Origin of the sequence: Parabacteroides caeci (assembly GCF_023656795.1) — a bacterium.
In the GTDB taxonomy this organism is placed as follows: domain Bacteria; phylum Bacteroidota; class Bacteroidia; order Bacteroidales; family Tannerellaceae; genus Parabacteroides; species Parabacteroides segnis.
Window position 1 is genome coordinate 1 of sequence record NZ_JAMOKT010000043.1, and the last position, 16,516, is coordinate 16,516.

At 46.2% G+C, this 16,516-nt stretch carries 16 protein-coding genes; 3 read left to right on the plus strand and 13 right to left on the minus strand.

The features are described 5' to 3' along the window. Positions 1 to 127 precede the first annotated feature (127 nt). Entirely contained in the window at positions 128 to 265 is a 138-nt protein-coding gene (locus NBH15_RS29395) for a helix-turn-helix domain-containing protein (RefSeq protein ID WP_350472286.1), read from the plus strand. 64 nt (positions 266 to 329) lie between these two features. Here the strand turns inward: NBH15_RS29395 and NBH15_RS19270 are convergent, their stop codons facing one another. The 13 genes from NBH15_RS19270 to NBH15_RS19330 all read right to left on the minus strand — a co-directional run bounded on the left by NBH15_RS19270 (position 330) and on the right by NBH15_RS19330 (position 13,292). Further along, positions 330 to 860, minus strand: coding sequence for a DUF1097 domain-containing protein (locus NBH15_RS19270; RefSeq protein WP_250823330.1), 531 nt, complete (start codon positions 858 to 860; stop codon positions 330 to 332). 261 nt (positions 861 to 1,121) lie between these two features. Beyond that, entirely contained in the window at positions 1,122 to 2,660 is a 1,539-nt protein-coding gene (gene rny / locus NBH15_RS19275; RefSeq protein WP_007659029.1) for a ribonuclease Y, read from the minus strand. A gap of 105 nt (positions 2,661 to 2,765) precedes the next feature. Continuing rightward, positions 2,766 to 3,062, minus strand: coding sequence for a cell division protein ZapA (locus tag NBH15_RS19280; protein WP_007659031.1), 297 nt, complete (start codon positions 3,060 to 3,062; stop codon positions 2,766 to 2,768). Positions 3,063 to 3,067: 5 nt separating this feature from the next. Further along, positions 3,068 to 3,361, minus strand: a complete 294-nt coding sequence (locus NBH15_RS19285; RefSeq protein ID WP_007659032.1) for a coiled-coil domain-containing protein — start codon at positions 3,359 to 3,361, stop codon at positions 3,068 to 3,070. Positions 3,362 to 3,509: 148 nt separating this feature from the next. After that, positions 3,510 to 3,710: a winged helix-turn-helix domain-containing protein gene (locus NBH15_RS19290; protein ID WP_007659033.1), complete on the minus strand. Its 201-nt coding sequence runs from the start codon at positions 3,708 to 3,710 to the stop codon at positions 3,510 to 3,512. A 129-nt stretch (positions 3,711 to 3,839) separates the two neighbouring features. Continuing rightward, a complete protein-coding gene (locus NBH15_RS19295; RefSeq protein ID WP_046145087.1) occupies positions 3,840 to 4,529 on the minus strand; it encodes a B3/B4 domain-containing protein in 690 nt (229 codons plus the stop codon). Between the two features lie 6 nt (positions 4,530 to 4,535). After that, positions 4,536 to 5,360, minus strand: coding sequence for a peptidoglycan editing factor PgeF (gene pgeF / locus NBH15_RS19300; RefSeq protein ID WP_046145088.1), 825 nt, complete (start codon positions 5,358 to 5,360; stop codon positions 4,536 to 4,538). Beyond that, positions 5,305 to 6,462 carry a GTPase ObgE gene (gene obgE, locus NBH15_RS19305; RefSeq protein ID WP_007659037.1) on the minus strand — a complete coding sequence of 386 codons (1,158 nt, stop codon included), beginning with the start codon at positions 6,460 to 6,462 and terminating at the stop codon, positions 5,305 to 5,307. Before obgE ends, pgeF begins: the two co-directional genes overlap by 56 nt. Positions 6,463 to 6,542: 80 nt before the next feature. Then, positions 6,543 to 7,112 carry an adenylate kinase gene (locus NBH15_RS19310; RefSeq protein WP_007659038.1) on the minus strand — a complete coding sequence of 190 codons (570 nt, stop codon included), beginning with the start codon at positions 7,110 to 7,112 and terminating at the stop codon, positions 6,543 to 6,545. 64 nt (positions 7,113 to 7,176) lie between these two features. After that, positions 7,177 to 7,719, minus strand: a complete 543-nt coding sequence (gene hpt / locus NBH15_RS19315) for a hypoxanthine phosphoribosyltransferase (RefSeq protein ID WP_046145089.1) — start codon at positions 7,717 to 7,719, stop codon at positions 7,177 to 7,179. 60 nt (positions 7,720 to 7,779) lie between these two features. Continuing rightward, complete coding sequence (locus NBH15_RS19320) at positions 7,780 to 8,454, minus strand: ABC transporter ATP-binding protein (protein ID WP_007659043.1); 675 nt, start codon at positions 8,452 to 8,454, stop codon at positions 7,780 to 7,782. A gap of 19 nt (positions 8,455 to 8,473) precedes the next feature. Beyond that, positions 8,474 to 10,882: an FtsX-like permease family protein gene (locus tag NBH15_RS19325; protein ID WP_250823331.1), complete on the minus strand. Its 2,409-nt coding sequence runs from the start codon at positions 10,880 to 10,882 to the stop codon at positions 8,474 to 8,476. A gap of 22 nt (positions 10,883 to 10,904) precedes the next feature. Continuing rightward, positions 10,905 to 13,292: an ABC transporter permease gene (locus tag NBH15_RS19330; protein WP_250823332.1), complete on the minus strand. Its 2,388-nt coding sequence runs from the start codon at positions 13,290 to 13,292 to the stop codon at positions 10,905 to 10,907. 526 nt (positions 13,293 to 13,818) lie between these two features. Here NBH15_RS19330 and NBH15_RS19335 point away from each other — a divergent pair. Next, positions 13,819 to 15,186: a sigma-54-dependent transcriptional regulator gene (locus NBH15_RS19335; protein WP_128133526.1), complete on the plus strand. Its 1,368-nt coding sequence runs from the start codon at positions 13,819 to 13,821 to the stop codon at positions 15,184 to 15,186. Further along, positions 15,183 to 16,505 (plus strand): sensor histidine kinase, encoded by a 1,323-nt coding sequence (locus tag NBH15_RS19340; protein WP_128133527.1) that lies wholly within the window; start codon positions 15,183 to 15,185, stop codon positions 16,503 to 16,505. Before NBH15_RS19335 ends, NBH15_RS19340 begins: the two co-directional genes overlap by 4 nt. The last annotated feature ends 11 nt before the right edge of the window (positions 16,506 to 16,516 follow it).

The window sequence follows — 16,516 nt, forward strand, 5'->3', positions numbered from 1 at the left end:
GTCACCTTAATTGACCTCAAAGGTATGATTTCAAATCGTCGCGCCTAAAAAGTAGTATCTAATAGACTATATTTCAATTATTTCAAAGAACTATTTATCCACTTTTACGGGACAGTAATGAACCCAAATGTTAACTAATACTGATTTGACGATATTAGCAATATCTGAGCAAACTGGTTTTAACAGCCAACGCTATTTCAGTACAGCTTTTAAAGCTGTTGTTGGTTGCACACCTTCACAATACAGAGATAGTCATAAAACATGATAAAATCACGCCGTATATAAAAAAGTTCACTTCCCCACGTGAAGAGTGAACTTTTTTATTTCAACTATTTTTTCTCATCTTCGCTTACTTTCTTTTCATAAGCGCTACGCAGGCAGATAGTGATATAACCGAATAACAGACCGATCGTACAATAAATCATCTCCATCAGAGCTGCCGTAGCAAAAGTGGCATTCGGCACATAATTCATAAAGGCAAAGAAAGCACCCGCACCAATAAACAACGCCGGTACTAAAGACATCCATTCGCTCCGCTCACAGAAAATAGCACAGAAAGCAATCACTCCTACCGCCACAGGCACGGCAAAGAATCCCAGAGCAGGCGTCATCGCACCGCCTAGAACCATAATAACAATGGAGGCAGCAATACCGATCGCATAAGCAATAAAGGCTTTTATCCCTCCCCTCACCGTACAACCGGCCAGGAAGTAAACCGCCCAAGACTGAAAAGAGATCCAACTAAAACCGACATTTCCTTCGGGAGGCACAGAGGTGTACAATAACTGGTCCAATGCCTGTATCAGGCATGCTAAAACACCAATAATCACGGGAATCAAAACAAACTTTTTTAGTGTCATTGTGGTAAAAGATTTAAATGAGTAATTAGATATAGAATATAGTGATTTTCGTACCTCTCGCGGCAAATATATTAATTTAACTGATAAAACACAATGCTAAAAGACAGACAACAACTTGTTATTGTGCAAAATAGACTATTCACACCATCCTGATATATATTCCCGACAGTCTAATAATTAACAGTTTCAGCCAACAAAAAATGGCCGATCTCTTCAGACCGGCCACCTTAAATTTTAGTTTCAAATATATCCTAAAGGAGTTTATTTCGCATAACTTACAGCACGGGTTTCGCGGATAACCGTGATTTTTACCTGCCCCGGATAAGTCATTTCGTCCTGTATCTTCTTTGCGATTTCGTTTGACAGGTTTTCCGTATCCTTGTCGTCGATCTTATCTGCCCCAACAATAACGCGAAGTTCGCGACCTGCCTGGATAGCATAAGTCTTCACAACACCCGGATAAGAAAGGGCCAATTGTTCCAGATCATTCAAACGTTTGATATAAGCCTCAACGATTTCACGACGGGCACCCGGACGGGCTCCGGAAATAGCGTCACAAACCTGAACGATCGGTGCCAGCAATGTCTGCATCTCAACCTCATCGTGGTGGGCACCGACTGCATTGCAAATATCCGGTTTTTCCTTATATTTCTCGCAAAGCTTCATACCCAGGATTGCGTGCGGCAATTCCGGTTCATCATCAGGCACCTTACCAATATCATGTAACAAACCTGCACGTTTTGCTTTCTTCGGGTTCAATCCTAATTCAGAAGCCATCACGGCACAAAGGTTAGCCGTTTCACGGGCATGTTGCAACAGGTTCTGACCATAAGAAGAACGATATTTCATCTTACCGATCATACGGATCAGTTCGGGATGCAGTCCATGAACACCCAGGTCGATCACCGTACGTTTACCGGTTTCAACCACTTCGTCTTCCACCTGTTTTTTAACTTTCGTCACCACCTCTTCGATACGGGCCGGATGGATACGTCCGTCCTGTACCAACTGGTGCAATGCCAAACGGGCAATCTCACGGCGAACCGGGTCAAAGCCGGAAAGAACGATTGCTTCGGGGGTATCGTCGACAACGATCTCAATACCAGTAGCTGCTTCCAAGGCACGGATGTTACGGCCTTCACGTCCGATGATACGTCCTTTGATCTCATCCGATTCGATATGGAATACGGTAATGGAGTTTTCGATCGCCGTTTCAGTCGCTACACGCTGGATAGACTGGATAACGATCTTCTTTGCTTCTTTATTAGCCGTCATCTTCGCTTCTTCCATGATCTCATTGATATAAGAAGTTGCTTCCGATTTGGCTTCGTCTTTCAACGATTCGATCAGGCGTTCTTTCGCCTCATCGGCAGAAAGTCCGGAAAGGGCTTCCAGCTGCTCGATCTCCCGTTGATGAAGTTTTTCCAGATCCTGTTTTCTTCTATCTACCAATTCCAATTGAGTAGCCAGATTTTCTTTCACCGCATCAATCTCGCAGTTTTTACGCTGCAAATCTTCCTGACGCTGGTTGAGTGTCAGTTCACGTTGTTTCAACTTACCTTCGGCCGACTGGATCTTTGCGTTCCTTGCCGATACTTGTTTTTCCAGATCCGCTTTCAGATGAAGGAATTTTTCCTTTACTTCCAGCAATTTGTTTTTCTTGATCACTTCCGCTTCCTTCTCGGCTTCCCTCAGTACGGAATCGTACCTCGACTTCAGAAGAAAACGCATGCTCAACCACGTCAACAACCCTCCTATCAGGAGAGCTACAATTGATGATATGATTATATACACTGTCATTTTACTTATAATTTAAATTCATATATATATAAAACAAAAAAAGCACTACAATACACGGCAACCGTGCAGAGCAGTGCGGAAACTCTTCTTACAATTATATTATAATTACTTATCCTTCAAATACTGTTCCAACTCACCCGTGAGTTCCTGTATCTTATCTGTAATAGGACTTGTATCGTTTTTATCTTCCAATTGCAAATTAGTCATAGACAATTGAAAAGCAACCATGGCTAACAAATCTTTTACATCCACATCGGACTGAGCAAAATTTTGCCGATACTGATTGATCTTATTACGTATCTGCTTGGCGGCATCCCGCGCCAACTGCTCGTCTTTCCGATCAATCCAAAGACCGTAACTCTTTTCGGCTATATCTAAATGTATAAGAAATTTATCGTCCATCGCTTCTATTCGTTTAATAGTGCAATGCACTTGTCTACTTCCCGCACTAACTTCGATAAACGCATCCTTGCACTTTTCATTTCCCCTTCATTTACGGAAACGACTCTTGCTGTCAGCAGTTTATCGCATTTGGTATTCAACTCTTCAATCGTTTTTATTGCCTGCTTCAGTTCTGCTTCCTTATGGTTCAAAACAGTTGTGAGCTCGTCGATCTTATGGTTTTGCTTATTACATAATTCCATTAAATCACGAACTCTAACCTCAAATACAGCCAACAATCTCTTTTGATCTTCGGTCATTTCACACCAAATTCTAGACAAAAGTAAAATTTAGAATTGAATTAAACAACAAGGCGGTCTGTTTTTTTAAACAGAAAACATCCAAACACACAAAAGGCCGTCCAAATAATATCCGAACAGCCCTCCTAACCTAGTATCGGTTACGCGATTAGATCAACGCAACAAATAATTCACCTTCAATCTCTTCGAAAGACAACTTTCCTTCTTTTGCTAACCAACCAAATGCAGCATACATGTCTTTTTCTGCTTTGATCTTAGTTGCTTTCTTTACTGCCTTAACACTCATTTTTCCGCCTTCGTTTAAAACTGTCCAAACAAGGCCGGCGTTTGTACCAATCAATTCGATCATTTTCTTTTTCGTTTTGTTAATTCGTTAACGGGGGCAAATTTATAGATTAATCGATTAAAACAAAAGGAAATAGATGTTTTTTAGCATAAAAACGGGTGTTTTTGAGGTTTCTAAACATAATTAACGCGTTTATAACATAATTTTCACTCTACTTTCAGGCGTAATCAACTCCATTTCCAAATTAGTTGTTGATACATATCGGGTTAATAGGGACACCCCATAGGTCAACGCCTCTTGCAGGCCATCTTTTCCGGAGTATCCGTTTATAATCATTAACAGCTTTCCCGTATTCATGTCGATCTTGGTTCGTTCTTCATCGCTGGTCGGAGTACCAACGCCTCCCTGATTATCGCGATAGACCGGGAGGCCGGCTATATTCAGTTCGCCACGGCCTATTCCATGATAAATCTCGCCTTCCCGACCGACACCCAGCACCAGATCTCCGTCAATCTTACCGGCATCGAACCCGCCGATAGAATAACCGCTCTGAATAGATAGGAGATTGATTATATCGACCAATGTATCTATTTTATATAAGGGTAATTCTCGGAGGATACGCCGGCGAAGCGCTTCCGCCGAAGGACGGTAACGGTTCGGATCTTTCCCCAGACGCTTATAAGCCTGCCTGGTTGCCTGGATAGGAGGAAATTTGTTTATATCTTCCAGTTTGCAGGTTGTGCGGATATGGGTTTCCACTTCTGTTATTTCTTTCCACAATTGTTCGTCCGAAACGGTGTTTACCACGTCGCATTCCACAACGGCGACATGCAGGTCCGGGCAAGCCTTCGCTATTTCTTCCGAGATAGAAACATGTATCATATAGTATTACTCTTTAATCATTATACCGGACAGGATACGTCCGCTTTTTATTCCCACCCGGCGGGCGGAGAAAAAATCTTCATGATGCTGATAGGTGCAGATTCCAGAAACTTCAATACGCTCCGGCAATAATCCGGATTGCAGCAACTGGATACGGTTTGCCTCCCAGAGGTCGATATGGGCTTTACCGGTCTGAGCGTTTCGTTCCATGATACGATTCATATCCACACGAGTCTCCCTGAAAGCATCGACCACCTCCTCGCCCACCTCGAAAGCCTCCTTACTGATCGACGGGGCGATACCCGCCATCATCAGGGCAGGATCACAGGAATAACGGTCCGCCATACAACGGATGGTTTTAGCAACGATCTGCTTTACCGTTCCCCGCCATCCGGCATGGATAGCCGCCACCACTTTCTTATCCGGCGCATAGACCAGAACCGGGACACAGTCTGCCGTAGAGACAGCGATGCAGATTCCCGGTATATCCGTCACCAGTGCATCTTTTCCGTACATCTCCTGCTGTTGGGCATCAATACAACTTATTTCCGCTTCATGCACCTGACAAGGCGCAAAAATCCTTTCGGGAGAAATTCCCATTGCATCCGAAAGAAGCTGACGGTTCATCCGGACGGAAGCCGGATCGTCACCGCTGAACTCTCCCGGATTCATCGTCGCATAATTACCCTGGCTCACTCCTCCGTGACGAGTCGTTATAAAATGAGAAATGTTGCATTCTCCGCTTAATCCGGAGAATTGCAACATTTCTACTGTATTACTTTTCAGTTTCTTCATCTTCGTCGTCCCACTCGTATTCTTCATACTCTTCATCCGGATCGTCATCGTCGACAGGAAAGACGAAATCATCGTCATCATCATCCAGCGGTATCGAACTGACATCGATGTTCTGGTGGACGATGTTCTCGACTTCGTGGAAGGTTTCCTTATTCAGTTCCTTCCACAACAGGTCTTTCAACTCCGTAATACCCTGCTGGGTAATGGAAGAGATAAACACATGCGGAATGCCTTCGGGTAAATCCTCCGACAGGGCTTCGATCAGCTCGTCATCCAGCATATCACTCTTGGTGATTGCCAGCACACGGCTTTTACCCAACAATTCGGGATTGTATTTTACCAGTTCGTTATGAAGGATCTCGTATTCCTTTTTAATATCGTCGGTATCCGCCGGAATCATAAACAGAAGCAGCGAGTTTCGTTCGATATGGCGAAGGAAACGGAGTCCGAGACCTTTCCCTTCACTGGCTCCTTCAATAATACCGGGAATATCGGCCATCACGAATGAACGATGGTCACGATAACTTACGATACCCAAGTTCGGCTCCAGTGTCGTGAACGGATAGTTCGCAATCTTCGGCTTAGCCGCCGATACGACAGAAAGCAAAGTCGACTTTCCGGCATTCGGAAAACCTACCAACCCCACATCAGCCAGCAACTTCAATTGCAGGATGACTTTGCGTTCCTGAGCCGGTTCGCCCGGTTGAGCATAACGGGGAGCCTGGTTGGTAGATGTCTTGAAATGCCAGTTGCCTTGTCCGCCACGACCACCTTTCAGCAGCATAACTTCCTGTCCGTCTTCGGTCACGTCGCAGATATATTCGCCGGTTTCGGCATCATATACTACAGTTCCGCACGGCACTTCGATCACCCGGTCTTCACCGTCTTTCCCGAAACTGCGCTTGGCACTACCGCCTTCGCCGTTCGTTGCCATGATATGACGTTCGAACTTCAGATGCAGGAGGGTCCAGTAATTCCGATTGCCACGAAGATACACATGGCCTCCTCGCCCTCCGTCGCCTCCGTCGGGGCCTCCTTTCGGAATATATTTCTCACGACGAAAGTGAGAAGACCCTCTTCCGCCCTTTCCTGAGCGGCAATAGATCTTTACGTAATCTACAAAGTTTGATTCAGCCATAAAAAATAATTATTTAATGTGATAATATGCCAATGTGCCAATGAAGAAACCCTTATTGACATATCGGCACATTGTTTAATTTACAAATTATTGATCGCTTCTTTGATACGATCGAAGATTTCTTCGACTGTACCCATTCCGTGGATACCGACGTGTTTGCCTTCTCCCACATAGTAATCTGCCAAAGGTGCTGTCTGTTTGTGATAAACATCCAGTCTCGATTTGATTGTTTCGAGGTTATCGTCCGAACGTCCCGATACTTTGCCGCGTTCCAGCAGACGAGAAATCAGTTCTTCTTCTTCAACCTGCAGGTTCAGCATCACTGAAACATCCGTACCGCGTTTATTCAGCATTTCTTTCAATGCTTTTGCCTGCGGGATAGTACGGGGGAAACCATCGAAGATAACACCTTTTGAACTGGCTTTGCTGTCCAATACTTTGGCAAGCATATCAACGATCAGTTCATCCGGTACAAGCTGACCTTTTTCAATATAATCCTTAGCGATCTTACCAAGTTCGGTTTCACCTTTCATTTCAGCACGCAATACATCACCAGTTGAAATGTGATCCAAACCATACTCTTTAATGATCAACTCACTCTGTGTTCCTTTTCCTGAACCCGGAGCTCCAAAAATAACAACGTTCAACATAATATTGTTCCTTATTTATAAATGTATTTTTCAGTTATCAAACTCACCTGTAAGCTGTCATCTGTCAACTATTAACTGTCACCTTGTAAATATCCCGGTAGGCACGCCCCATTTCATCATAATCCAGCCCGTAACCGACAATAAAGTCGCTTGGTATCTGCAAACCGACATAGTCAGGCTTCAGATCGCATTTCAAGGAATCGGGTTTGAAGAGCATGGTTGCCAGCTTGACATCCGCCGCACCGTCATTTCTCAGCTTATCCATAACAAACTGCATGGTGTAACCGGTATCGATAATGTCTTCCAGCAGGATCAGGGTACGTCCTTTCACATCGGCCTGCACCGGCATAATCTCACGAACAACTCCGGTGCTATTGAGGCCACGATAAGAAGAATAGCGGGCAAACGTAATTTCGTAGTAGGTGTCCATCTGCCGCATCAGTTCTGCGGTAAACATGAACGCCCCGTTCAATATGCCTACGAACAGAGGGTTAGTATCTCCTACATCTGCCTTAATCTGTTTAGCCATCTTCGCAATGGCATCCTTGATCTCCTTCTCCGGGATAAACAGTTCAAATTCTTTATCTTTTAATCGGATCTTGTCCATATACCGTTTATTTTTCGAGGGAGCAAAGGTACAATATTTTCAGTGAAGCACAAAAAGATTTTACTTCCTGCTTTCAGTCAGGATATTTCCGTCCATCATGCGGATTAAACGTCCTGCCATCCGGGCATTTTCTTCCGAGTGTGTCACCATGACGACAGTTGAACCTTCCTTGTTGAGTTCGAGAAGCAGATTCATGACTTCGTTTCCGTTCACCGAATCCAGGTTTCCGGTCGGTTCGTCCGCCAGGATGATCTTGGGATTCGTTACAATAGCACGGGCAATAGCCACGCGCTGTTGCTGTCCGCCGGAAAGCTGCTGCGGATAATGCTCCGTGCGATGGGCAATCTGCATCCGGTCGAGTGCGGCATTTACCCTCGCAACCCGTTCCTTTACCGGGACTCCGGCATATAAAAGAGGCAATTCCACATTCTCAAAGACCGTCAGTTCGTCTATCAGGTTAAAACTCTGAAAGACAAATCCCAGATTACCGTTCCGCAAGTCTGTCCGGTTATTCTCCGTATAACGTGAAACTTCTTCTTCCAGAAACCACAACTCGCCGGAAGTCGGATTATCCAGCAACCCCAACAGGTTCAGCAATGTTGATTTACCGCAACCCGAAGGCCCCATTACTGCAACGAACTCTCCCTGGTTTATTTCCAGATTAATACCGTTCAAGGCTGTAGTCTCAACACTCTCCGTACGAAATACTTTCGTTAAATTTACTGCTTTTATCATGATGCTTATTTTATTATTCTTATTCATATCTCAACGACTCCACCGGATTCCGGGAAGCTGCCCGCCAGGTCTGTGCTACAACTGTCAGGAAGGTTATCAGCAGGATAATCAGTCCCGCCAGCGGAAACAGCCACCAACTGATAGGAGTCTGATAGGCAAAATTACTCAGCCAGCGAACCATCAGAAGATAACCGACCGGACAGGCTATCACAAAGGCGATTCCCACCCAAATCATATATTCCCGGCAAAACATACGGACAATGCGGTCGGAATGCGCACCGTTCACTTTCCGGATACCTATTTCCTTCGTCCGCTGTGCGGTAGCCAGGGCAACCAGTCCCAGTACGCCCATCATGGCGACAACGATTGCCAGGACGGTAAAGATCAGAAACATCCGGCTCAACTGCTGTTCATGGGCATAATTCAGGTTCAACGCATCGGAAAAGAAACGGTAGGAAAATACATTGTCCGGGCGCATCTCTTCATATTTCTCTTTCAGGAACTTCAATGTCCCCGCCTTATTCTCGGGTGATATCTTTATATACATTGTATTCAATAATTGACGGGAATAATAGATGTAAGCCGGTTTGACCTCCTCACGCAACGACTGGAAATGAAAATCCTTCACCACACCGACAATCCGCGCAGTCTCCCCGAACCATCCTTTATTCTGAACGACCATGCCTACCGGGTCTTTCACCTGCATCATCTTCCAGGCGGTTTCATTAATGACTACCGGCGACTCCTTCTGATAAGTGCCATCCATATAGGCATTCTTGTCGGCACCGAAAGATTCGCCTTTCAGCAAGGTCACTCCCAATGTCTTCATAAAATTGCCGTCCCCCACAACACCGACCATTTTCAGCGAATCGACCTGTCCGTTTTCACCCATCCAACTGAAAACGGCTTCTTCCGTCTTATGTCCCCGAAGGTAATTCGACAAGTCCACGCCTCCCGCCACATTCCCGACATTCGGATTTTTCATTACTTCCTGCCTGTAATCGTCTATTCCCTGGTTGCCGTAGTAGGCCATCAGTTCGAATACATCACAATCCACGACGACCATATCTTCCTTATCCAGTCCGAGGTCTGCATTTTGCAGGTAATGAAGCTGACGGAAGACTACCGAAGTAGAAAAAAGCATCGTAATGGCAATGACAAACTGCACACACACCAAGCCTTTGATAAGCGTCCCTTTCCGGCCGGTTGCCTTTCCACCTTTAAAGGCCAGCAAAGGGTTGAACGACGACATATAGAAAGCAGGGAACGCCCCCGCCAGACTCCCGACTCCTATTATACCGAACAGGGTAAATAACATAGTCTGCCAGTTAAACAACAAAACAATATCTTTCCCGACAAACCGGTTGAAGAAAGGCAACAACAATTCCGTCAGTGCCAACGCCAGGACCAGCGAAAGGAAAGCCTGGACCAAGCTCTCGGACAGGAATTGCGTAATCAACATCTTACGTTTCGCCCCTGTCACCTTCCGGACACCGATCTCCTTATAACGCAGTGATGCACGGGCAGTCGACAAAGTGGTAAAGTTGAATGCTCCCATAAAAATAATCAACAGGGCCAACGCCATAAACAACCAGATTTGCGACATATTTCCGTAATTATCGACCGACGGGTCTTTAAATGAGGTATGTAAATGAATATCTTTCAATGGCTGGAACTCCAACGACCTCCCGTCTTCCCGCTGATTTATCCAGGTACGGCCCATAGCCTTCCGGTCAGCTTCCGATAATACGGAGCCTTTCCTCAACTGGATATATACATTCGTTCCTTCCGCAAAATCCCAGCTCAGCGGCTCAAAATAGGCCTGTTCACCCAGCAACACTTCAAACCGGATATGGCTTTTACGGGGCACCTTCAGGACTGCCGCCACTTTATAACGGTGAACTTGCCCCAGAAACTGGCAGGTGACATCTTTGCCGACAGCCGGAGAATCTCCGAACAATTTCTTTGCCGTAGACTCCGCCAGCACGATCTGCTGCGGGTCTTTCTTCATCAGGGCCGGATCGCCCGCTATCACCGGGAAACTGAACATATCAAAGAAGGCCGTATCCACAAATGTATACTTCGCTTCGATCAGATTTGCTCCCGAATGAAGGTTCAGCATACCGAAGTTGAGCACAAAGGTTGCATTCTCCATCTGTGGGAACTCCTCCCGTAATGCTTTACTCAACGGGGCCACCGTGTAAGCTGATTCTTTCATTTCCCCACCGTCTTTCCGGTCTACGGCAATCACCCGGTAGACAGAGTCGCGGTTCCTGTGGAAATCTTCAAATGTCAACTCATCCACGATCCACAGATAGATAAGGAAAGCGGCTGTCATTCCCAGCACGAAACCCAACATATTAATAGAGGAAAACAGAAAGCTCCGTTTTATCAACCGGATGGCTACTTTTATATAATGCTTAATCATATCGTTTTTATTTATTGTTATTTTATTCATATCGTAATGATTGTACCGGGTTCCTGGATGCGGCACGCCAGGTCTGCGCTATAACGGTCGACAACGTTATCAGCAAGATAATACCGCCCGAGAGCGGGAAAAGCCACCAACTGATCGTTGTCTGATAAGCAAAGCCACTCAGCCATCTCAGCATGAACAGGTAGCCGAGTGGACAGGCGACCACAAAGGCAATGCCTACCCAAATCGCATATTCCCGGCAAAACATACGGACAATACGGTCGGAATGCGCACCGTTCACTTTCCGGACACCGATCTCCTTCGTTCGCTGTACCGTTGAAAGAGTCACCAGACCGAACACGCCCATCATCGCCACGATAATAGCCAACACGGTAAAGATCAGAAACATCTGGCTTTGTTGCCGTTCGCGGGCATAATTCTCATTCAGGACATCCGTCAGGAAACGGTAATTAAAGAGCATATCCGGCCGTGCCTCCTCATATTTCTCTTTCAGGAACTTCAGAGTCTCCGCCTGTTTCTCTGCCGAGATCCGGACATACATATAATTAAACAACTGAACCGTATAATAGAAGAATGCAGGTTTTATCTTCTCCCGCAACGGCTGGAAGTTAAAGTCTTTCACAACACCAACGACCCTGGAATTACGAATGCCGATGCCACCGCCAGTCAGCAGCATGCCGACCGGATTCTCTACTTTCAGCATCTTCCATGCCGTTTCATTGATAACGATCGGCGATTCCTGTGCATAAGAGCCATCCCAGTAATGGTCGGGATTCGCACCAAACGTTTCTCCTTTCAGCAATGTCAGCCCCAATGCAGGAATAAAGTCGCTGTCTCCGACCATTCCTACCATCTTCACCGAGTCTGTTTTCCCGTTTTCATCTTCCCACCTGAACATATTTTCTTCAAAGCTATATCCTTGCAGGTAGTTGGTTATCTTCACACCCAACGCCACACTCTTCACATACGGATTTTTAAGTATCTCCTGCTTGAAACCGTCTGCTCCCCGGCGCCAGTCCAAAACATCGACCTCAATCAGATGTTCCTTATTCAATCCCAGATCGGCATTCTGCAAATAATGGAGTTGCTTGAATATGATAGTCGTACAAATAATCATGGTTATCGCGATTACGAACTGTAGGCAGACCAGCCCTTTGACCAATCTCCCCTTCTTACCAGTCGCCTGCCCTCCCTTGAAAGCCAGCAGCGGACTGAACGACGACATATAGAATGCTGAAAAAGAACCTGCCAGGCAACCGACTCCGACAATACCGAACAGCACAAACAACAAGGTCTGCCAATTGAATTGCAAAGTAATATCCTTCTCAACAAACATATTAAAAAACGGCAACAGCAATTCCGTCAGCGCCAGCGCCAACAGCAACGAGATAAAAGCCTGCACCAGACTTTCCGACAGGAACTGTATGATCAGCTTCTTCCTTTTCGCCCCGTTCACCTTCCGGACGCCTATCTCCTTTGAACGCAAAGAAGCACGGGCAGTCGATAAAGTCATAAAATTAAATGCCCCCATAAAGATGATCAGGGCAGCCAACGCCGCAAAAAGGTAAATCTGCTGCATATTCCCGTGATTATACACATCGTTGGGTTCCTTAAATGCTGTGCGCAGATGGATATCTTTCAACGGTTGGAAGGCCAGGGGCTTTCCCCATTGCGAATGCTTCACCCAGATGTCGCGCATGGCCAGCCGGTCGGCATCCGTCAAAGAGGTTCCTTTCTTTAGTTGGATAAAAACGTGCATCCTCTCCGAGAATCCCCAAAGTTCATCTTTTATTTCGTCCCACAAATAAGAATCCCAACTTGCCAGTACCTCAAACTGTATATGACTCTTGCGGGGCACTTTCAATACCGCCGCTACCTTATAATATTTTTTATTGAATTTACAGGTGACCTCTTTTTCTATAGCCGATGTTTTACCGAACAGCTTCTTCGCAATCGCCTCTGAGAGCACGACCATCTGAGGGTCTTTCTTCAGCAGGGACGGATCGCCTGCCACAACCGGAAAACTGAATACATCAAAGAATGTCGTATCGACATATCCATAGTTAGCCTCAACACCTACATCCCCGGCGTAAATATCATATTTACCACCATACTTTATAAAAGTCGCATTCTCCACCTTCGAAAAATCCTTCCGGAACACTCCGCTAAGCGGGGTTACCGTAGAGGGAACCTGCCCCTTTGCAGACTGCTCTTCACGAATCACCCGGTAAATATAATCCCCGTTCTTATTAAAATCTTCAAATGTCAGCTCATCCACTATCCAGAGATAGATCAGGAAAGCGGCTGTCATCCCCAACACAAATCCCAGCATATTGATGGACGAAAACAAAAAGCTCCGCTTTATCTGCCGGATGGCTACTTTCACATAATGTTTAAACATGGTCATTTCTTTTATCAATTCATACTATTATTCATTTCAACTTCGCAAATACACATTTCCCCAGCCCCCTACCTGTTCATTCCCCCCTTATATTCCCAAAAGAGTTTCTTAGCGAAGAAACAACTGTTTCACCCAATAGAAACAAGTGTTTCATTATGATGAAACAATAGCTTACACCTTTGAAAAAAGATGAAACTTCCCTGTCTGAACTTGCAAAACCTACTGTTCTGTTATTGCCATAAAGCAGGCTTCCAGACATAAGGTTATTTCATTCTTTTATAAACATGCAACATTCATGCCATTCTATTAAGCAACTATTAATCAACAAATCTGATAGACGAAAACAATAACAACCGTACGATATCGTACAATTTCCTATACGATTCCGTACGGTGTTTCACCGATAGTCAACTCCGATATATAAGAAAAGCCAACTCTTTTCATTACCAATAATTGGTACATTCTTGACCGGCTATCCGGAAATTTTACCTAAGTTTGGAACTTCTAATCAATACATAAAGAACGAATGGCAGTACGACAAGGAAAAATATTAGTTATCGACGACAATGAAGACATTCTCTTTACGCTGAAAATGCTGCTCCGCCCTTTGGCTGAAAGTGTTACGACCTGCACGAACCCTAAAGAGATCAACCGGCTCGTATCGACTACCAAATACAATGTCGTCCTGCTCGATATGAATTTCACGGCAGATGCCGTCAGCGGAAAAGAAGGCTTTTACTGGCTGGAACGCATCCGCGAAATATCTCCCGAGACTGTCGTCATCCTGATCACTGCCTATTCGGATACGGAAAAGGCCGTCCGCGCCATCAAAGCGGGAGCCACCGATTTCATCCCTAAGCCCTGGCAGAACGAGAAGATGCTGGCAACCATCTCGTCGGCACTCGAACTCAGCCTGCGGCGCGGAGAAGTGCAGACGCTGAAAGAACAAAAGTCCGTCCTCACCACGACAGAGCCGGAGCTGAAAGTGATCGGCGAATCTCCCGCCATGGAAAAGATATTCAAGACGGTAGAAAAGTTGAAGAACGCGGATGCCAACATTCTTTTGCAGGGCGAGAACGGGACGGGAAAAGACCTGATCGCTTATACGCTCCATAAACAATCGTCACGCAACCAGGAGGCTTTCGTGCCTATCGACCTGGGAAGCATCCCGCACAACCTGTTTGAAAGCGAACTGTTCGGTTACGAAAAAGGGGCTTTTACGGATGCAAATAAAAGCAAGTCGGGACGTTTCGAGATCGCATCCGGCGGCACGCTCTTTCTGAACGAGATCGGAAACCTGCCGCTTATGCTCCAATCCAAACTGCTTACGGTGATCGAACAGCAGAAGATAAACCGCCTGGGATCGACCAAAGAGACTTCCATCAATGTCCGGTTGATCTGCGCAACCAATACCGACCTCCATGCCGCTGTGCAGGACGGCAGTTTCCGGCAGGACCTGCTTTACCGCATCAATACGATCGAGATTTTCATTCCTCCCTTGCGGGAAAGGGGAAACGACATCTCTCTCCTGGCGGATCATTTCCTGAAACGGTACAGCCACAAATATAAGAAAGAGATAGAAGGCTTCTCACGGGAGGCGCGCCAGCTTCTGAAACAATACAACTGGCCGGGCAACGTCCGCGAACTGCAACATGTCATTGAACGGGCCGTCATCCTTTCCGACCAGAAAAAGTTGCAGTACGACGACTTCATGCTCCGTACCCCCGTTTCGAGCTACCGCGAAAAGGAAGAAAAGTTCAATTTGGAAGAGCTGGAAAAGAAAACCATACAGGAGGCTTTGCATCATTGCTCCGGAAACCTGACACAGGCTGCCGATCTCTTAGGTATTACGCGTACATCTTTATATAGGCGACTGGAAAAATACGGCTTATGAAAAAATACTCGAAAAAAGCTATCGGGCTGATCCTTTTAATAGTAATCACCAGCCTGGTTCTTGCCTTTTTGGTGGCGGGGAAGTTTTATATCTCTGCTTTCGTCGCCGGCATGATTCTCCTGATAGAAGCCTGGTACCTGCTCCGGCAGATGGAACGGAGCGACCGGTTATTCCGGCATTTTGTCTGGTCGGTACGCTATTCCGACTTCCTTTCCTCGGGCACAACACACCAGGAACCGTCGGATGCCCTCCCGCAAGAACTGACCGAAGCGGTGGAAGAGGCTTTGCAATTCTATAAGAAACATCTTCAGCAGAAGGAAAGCCAACTGCAATATTTCCAGGCGCTGGCCAATCATATCGACCTCTCCGTCTTCGTTTATTCTCCCGAAACCGGACAGGTCGAATGGATGAACCAGGCAGCCAAAATACAAACCGGACTGAACTTTGCCGAAACGATAGACGACCTGGCAGCTTACCATCCGGAACTTCCTGCCCGGCTGCGCATCCTGCATCCCGGTGAACTGTCTATCCTGCAAGTCCGCCGCCAGGAAGATTACTCGCAACTGATCCTGTCATCCATGTCGTTCGTGGTATTGAACAAGCCGCTTACCGTCGTCAGCATGAAAAATATCCGCTCGGTACTGGAAAATAAAGAGACGGAAGCCTGGCAGAAACTCATCCGGGTTCTCACGCACGAAATCATGAATTCCATGACACCGATCGTATCCCTCTCCGAGTTATTGAAAAGCAAACAGACTTCGGCTCCTATCACGGACGAGGAACGCGAAGAGATACACCAGGCTGTCGACACCATCTTCCGGAGAAGCAGCGGCCTGGTCCGCTTCGTTGAGAACTATAGAAAAGTGACCGGCATTCCTACCCCCGTCCCCGAAATCATACCTGTCGACAGCCTACTCGACAATGTCTCCCTGTTATTCAAGGAGGAAACGGATAGCATAAAAGTCCTGCCTTCGGCATCGCATTTACAGGTCATCGCCGACAAAGCTCTGATCGAACAGATACTGATCAATCTGATAAAAAATGCGCTGGATGCGACACAAGAATGTGAGAATCCCCGGATAGAACTATCGGCAGGGATCAATGCGGAAGGAAAAAACTATATCCAGGTCAGCGATAACGGGACAGGCATTCCGGCAGACGTTCAGGAGCGCATCTTCATACCGTTCTTTACGACCAAGCCTGTCGGTTCCGGCATCGGACTCAGTATTTCCCGGCAGATCATGTATATGCACAAAGGCAGCCTGACCGTTATCTCGGAAGCCGGGAAAGGAAGCCGTTTCCTGCTTACTTTCGCCTGATTGGCGAAAAT

Excerpts from the sequence above, each read along its gene's own strand:
- NBH15_RS29395 (WP_350472286.1), top strand. The coding sequence starts at position 128 with ATGTTAACTAATACTGATTTGACGATATTAGCAATATCTGAGCAAACT.
- NBH15_RS19270 (WP_250823330.1), bottom strand. The coding sequence starts at position 860 with ATGACACTAAAAAAGTTTGTTTTGATTCCCGTGATTATTGGTGTTTTA.
- rny (WP_007659029.1), bottom strand. The coding sequence starts at position 2,660 with ATGACAGTGTATATAATCATATCATCAATTGTAGCTCTCCTGATAGGA.
- NBH15_RS19280 (WP_007659031.1), bottom strand. The coding sequence starts at position 3,062 with ATGGACGATAAATTTCTTATACATTTAGATATAGCCGAAAAGAGTTAC.
- NBH15_RS19285 (WP_007659032.1), bottom strand. The coding sequence starts at position 3,361 with ATGACCGAAGATCAAAAGAGATTGTTGGCTGTATTTGAGGTTAGAGTT.
- NBH15_RS19290 (WP_007659033.1), bottom strand. The coding sequence starts at position 3,710 with ATGATCGAATTGATTGGTACAAACGCCGGCCTTGTTTGGACAGTTTTA.
- NBH15_RS19295 (WP_046145087.1), bottom strand. The coding sequence starts at position 4,529 with ATGATACATGTTTCTATCTCGGAAGAAATAGCGAAGGCTTGCCCGGAC.
- pgeF (WP_046145088.1), bottom strand. The coding sequence starts at position 5,360 with ATGAAGAGTATGAAGAATACGAGTGGGACGACGAAGATGAAGAAACTG.
- obgE (WP_007659037.1), bottom strand. The coding sequence starts at position 6,462 with ATGGCTGAATCAAACTTTGTAGATTACGTAAAGATCTATTGCCGCTCA.
- NBH15_RS19310 (WP_007659038.1), bottom strand. The coding sequence starts at position 7,112 with ATGTTGAACGTTGTTATTTTTGGAGCTCCGGGTTCAGGAAAAGGAACA.
- hpt (WP_046145089.1), bottom strand. The coding sequence starts at position 7,719 with ATGGACAAGATCCGATTAAAAGATAAAGAATTTGAACTGTTTATCCCG.
- NBH15_RS19320 (WP_007659043.1), bottom strand. The coding sequence starts at position 8,454 with ATGATAAAAGCAGTAAATTTAACGAAAGTATTTCGTACGGAGAGTGTT.
- NBH15_RS19325 (WP_250823331.1), bottom strand. The coding sequence starts at position 10,882 with ATGATTAAGCATTATATAAAAGTAGCCATCCGGTTGATAAAACGGAGC.
- NBH15_RS19330 (WP_250823332.1), bottom strand. The coding sequence starts at position 13,292 with ATGTTTAAACATTATGTGAAAGTAGCCATCCGGCAGATAAAGCGGAGC.
- NBH15_RS19335 (WP_128133526.1), top strand. The coding sequence starts at position 13,819 with ATGGCAGTACGACAAGGAAAAATATTAGTTATCGACGACAATGAAGAC.
- NBH15_RS19340 (WP_128133527.1), top strand. The coding sequence starts at position 15,183 with ATGAAAAAATACTCGAAAAAAGCTATCGGGCTGATCCTTTTAATAGTA.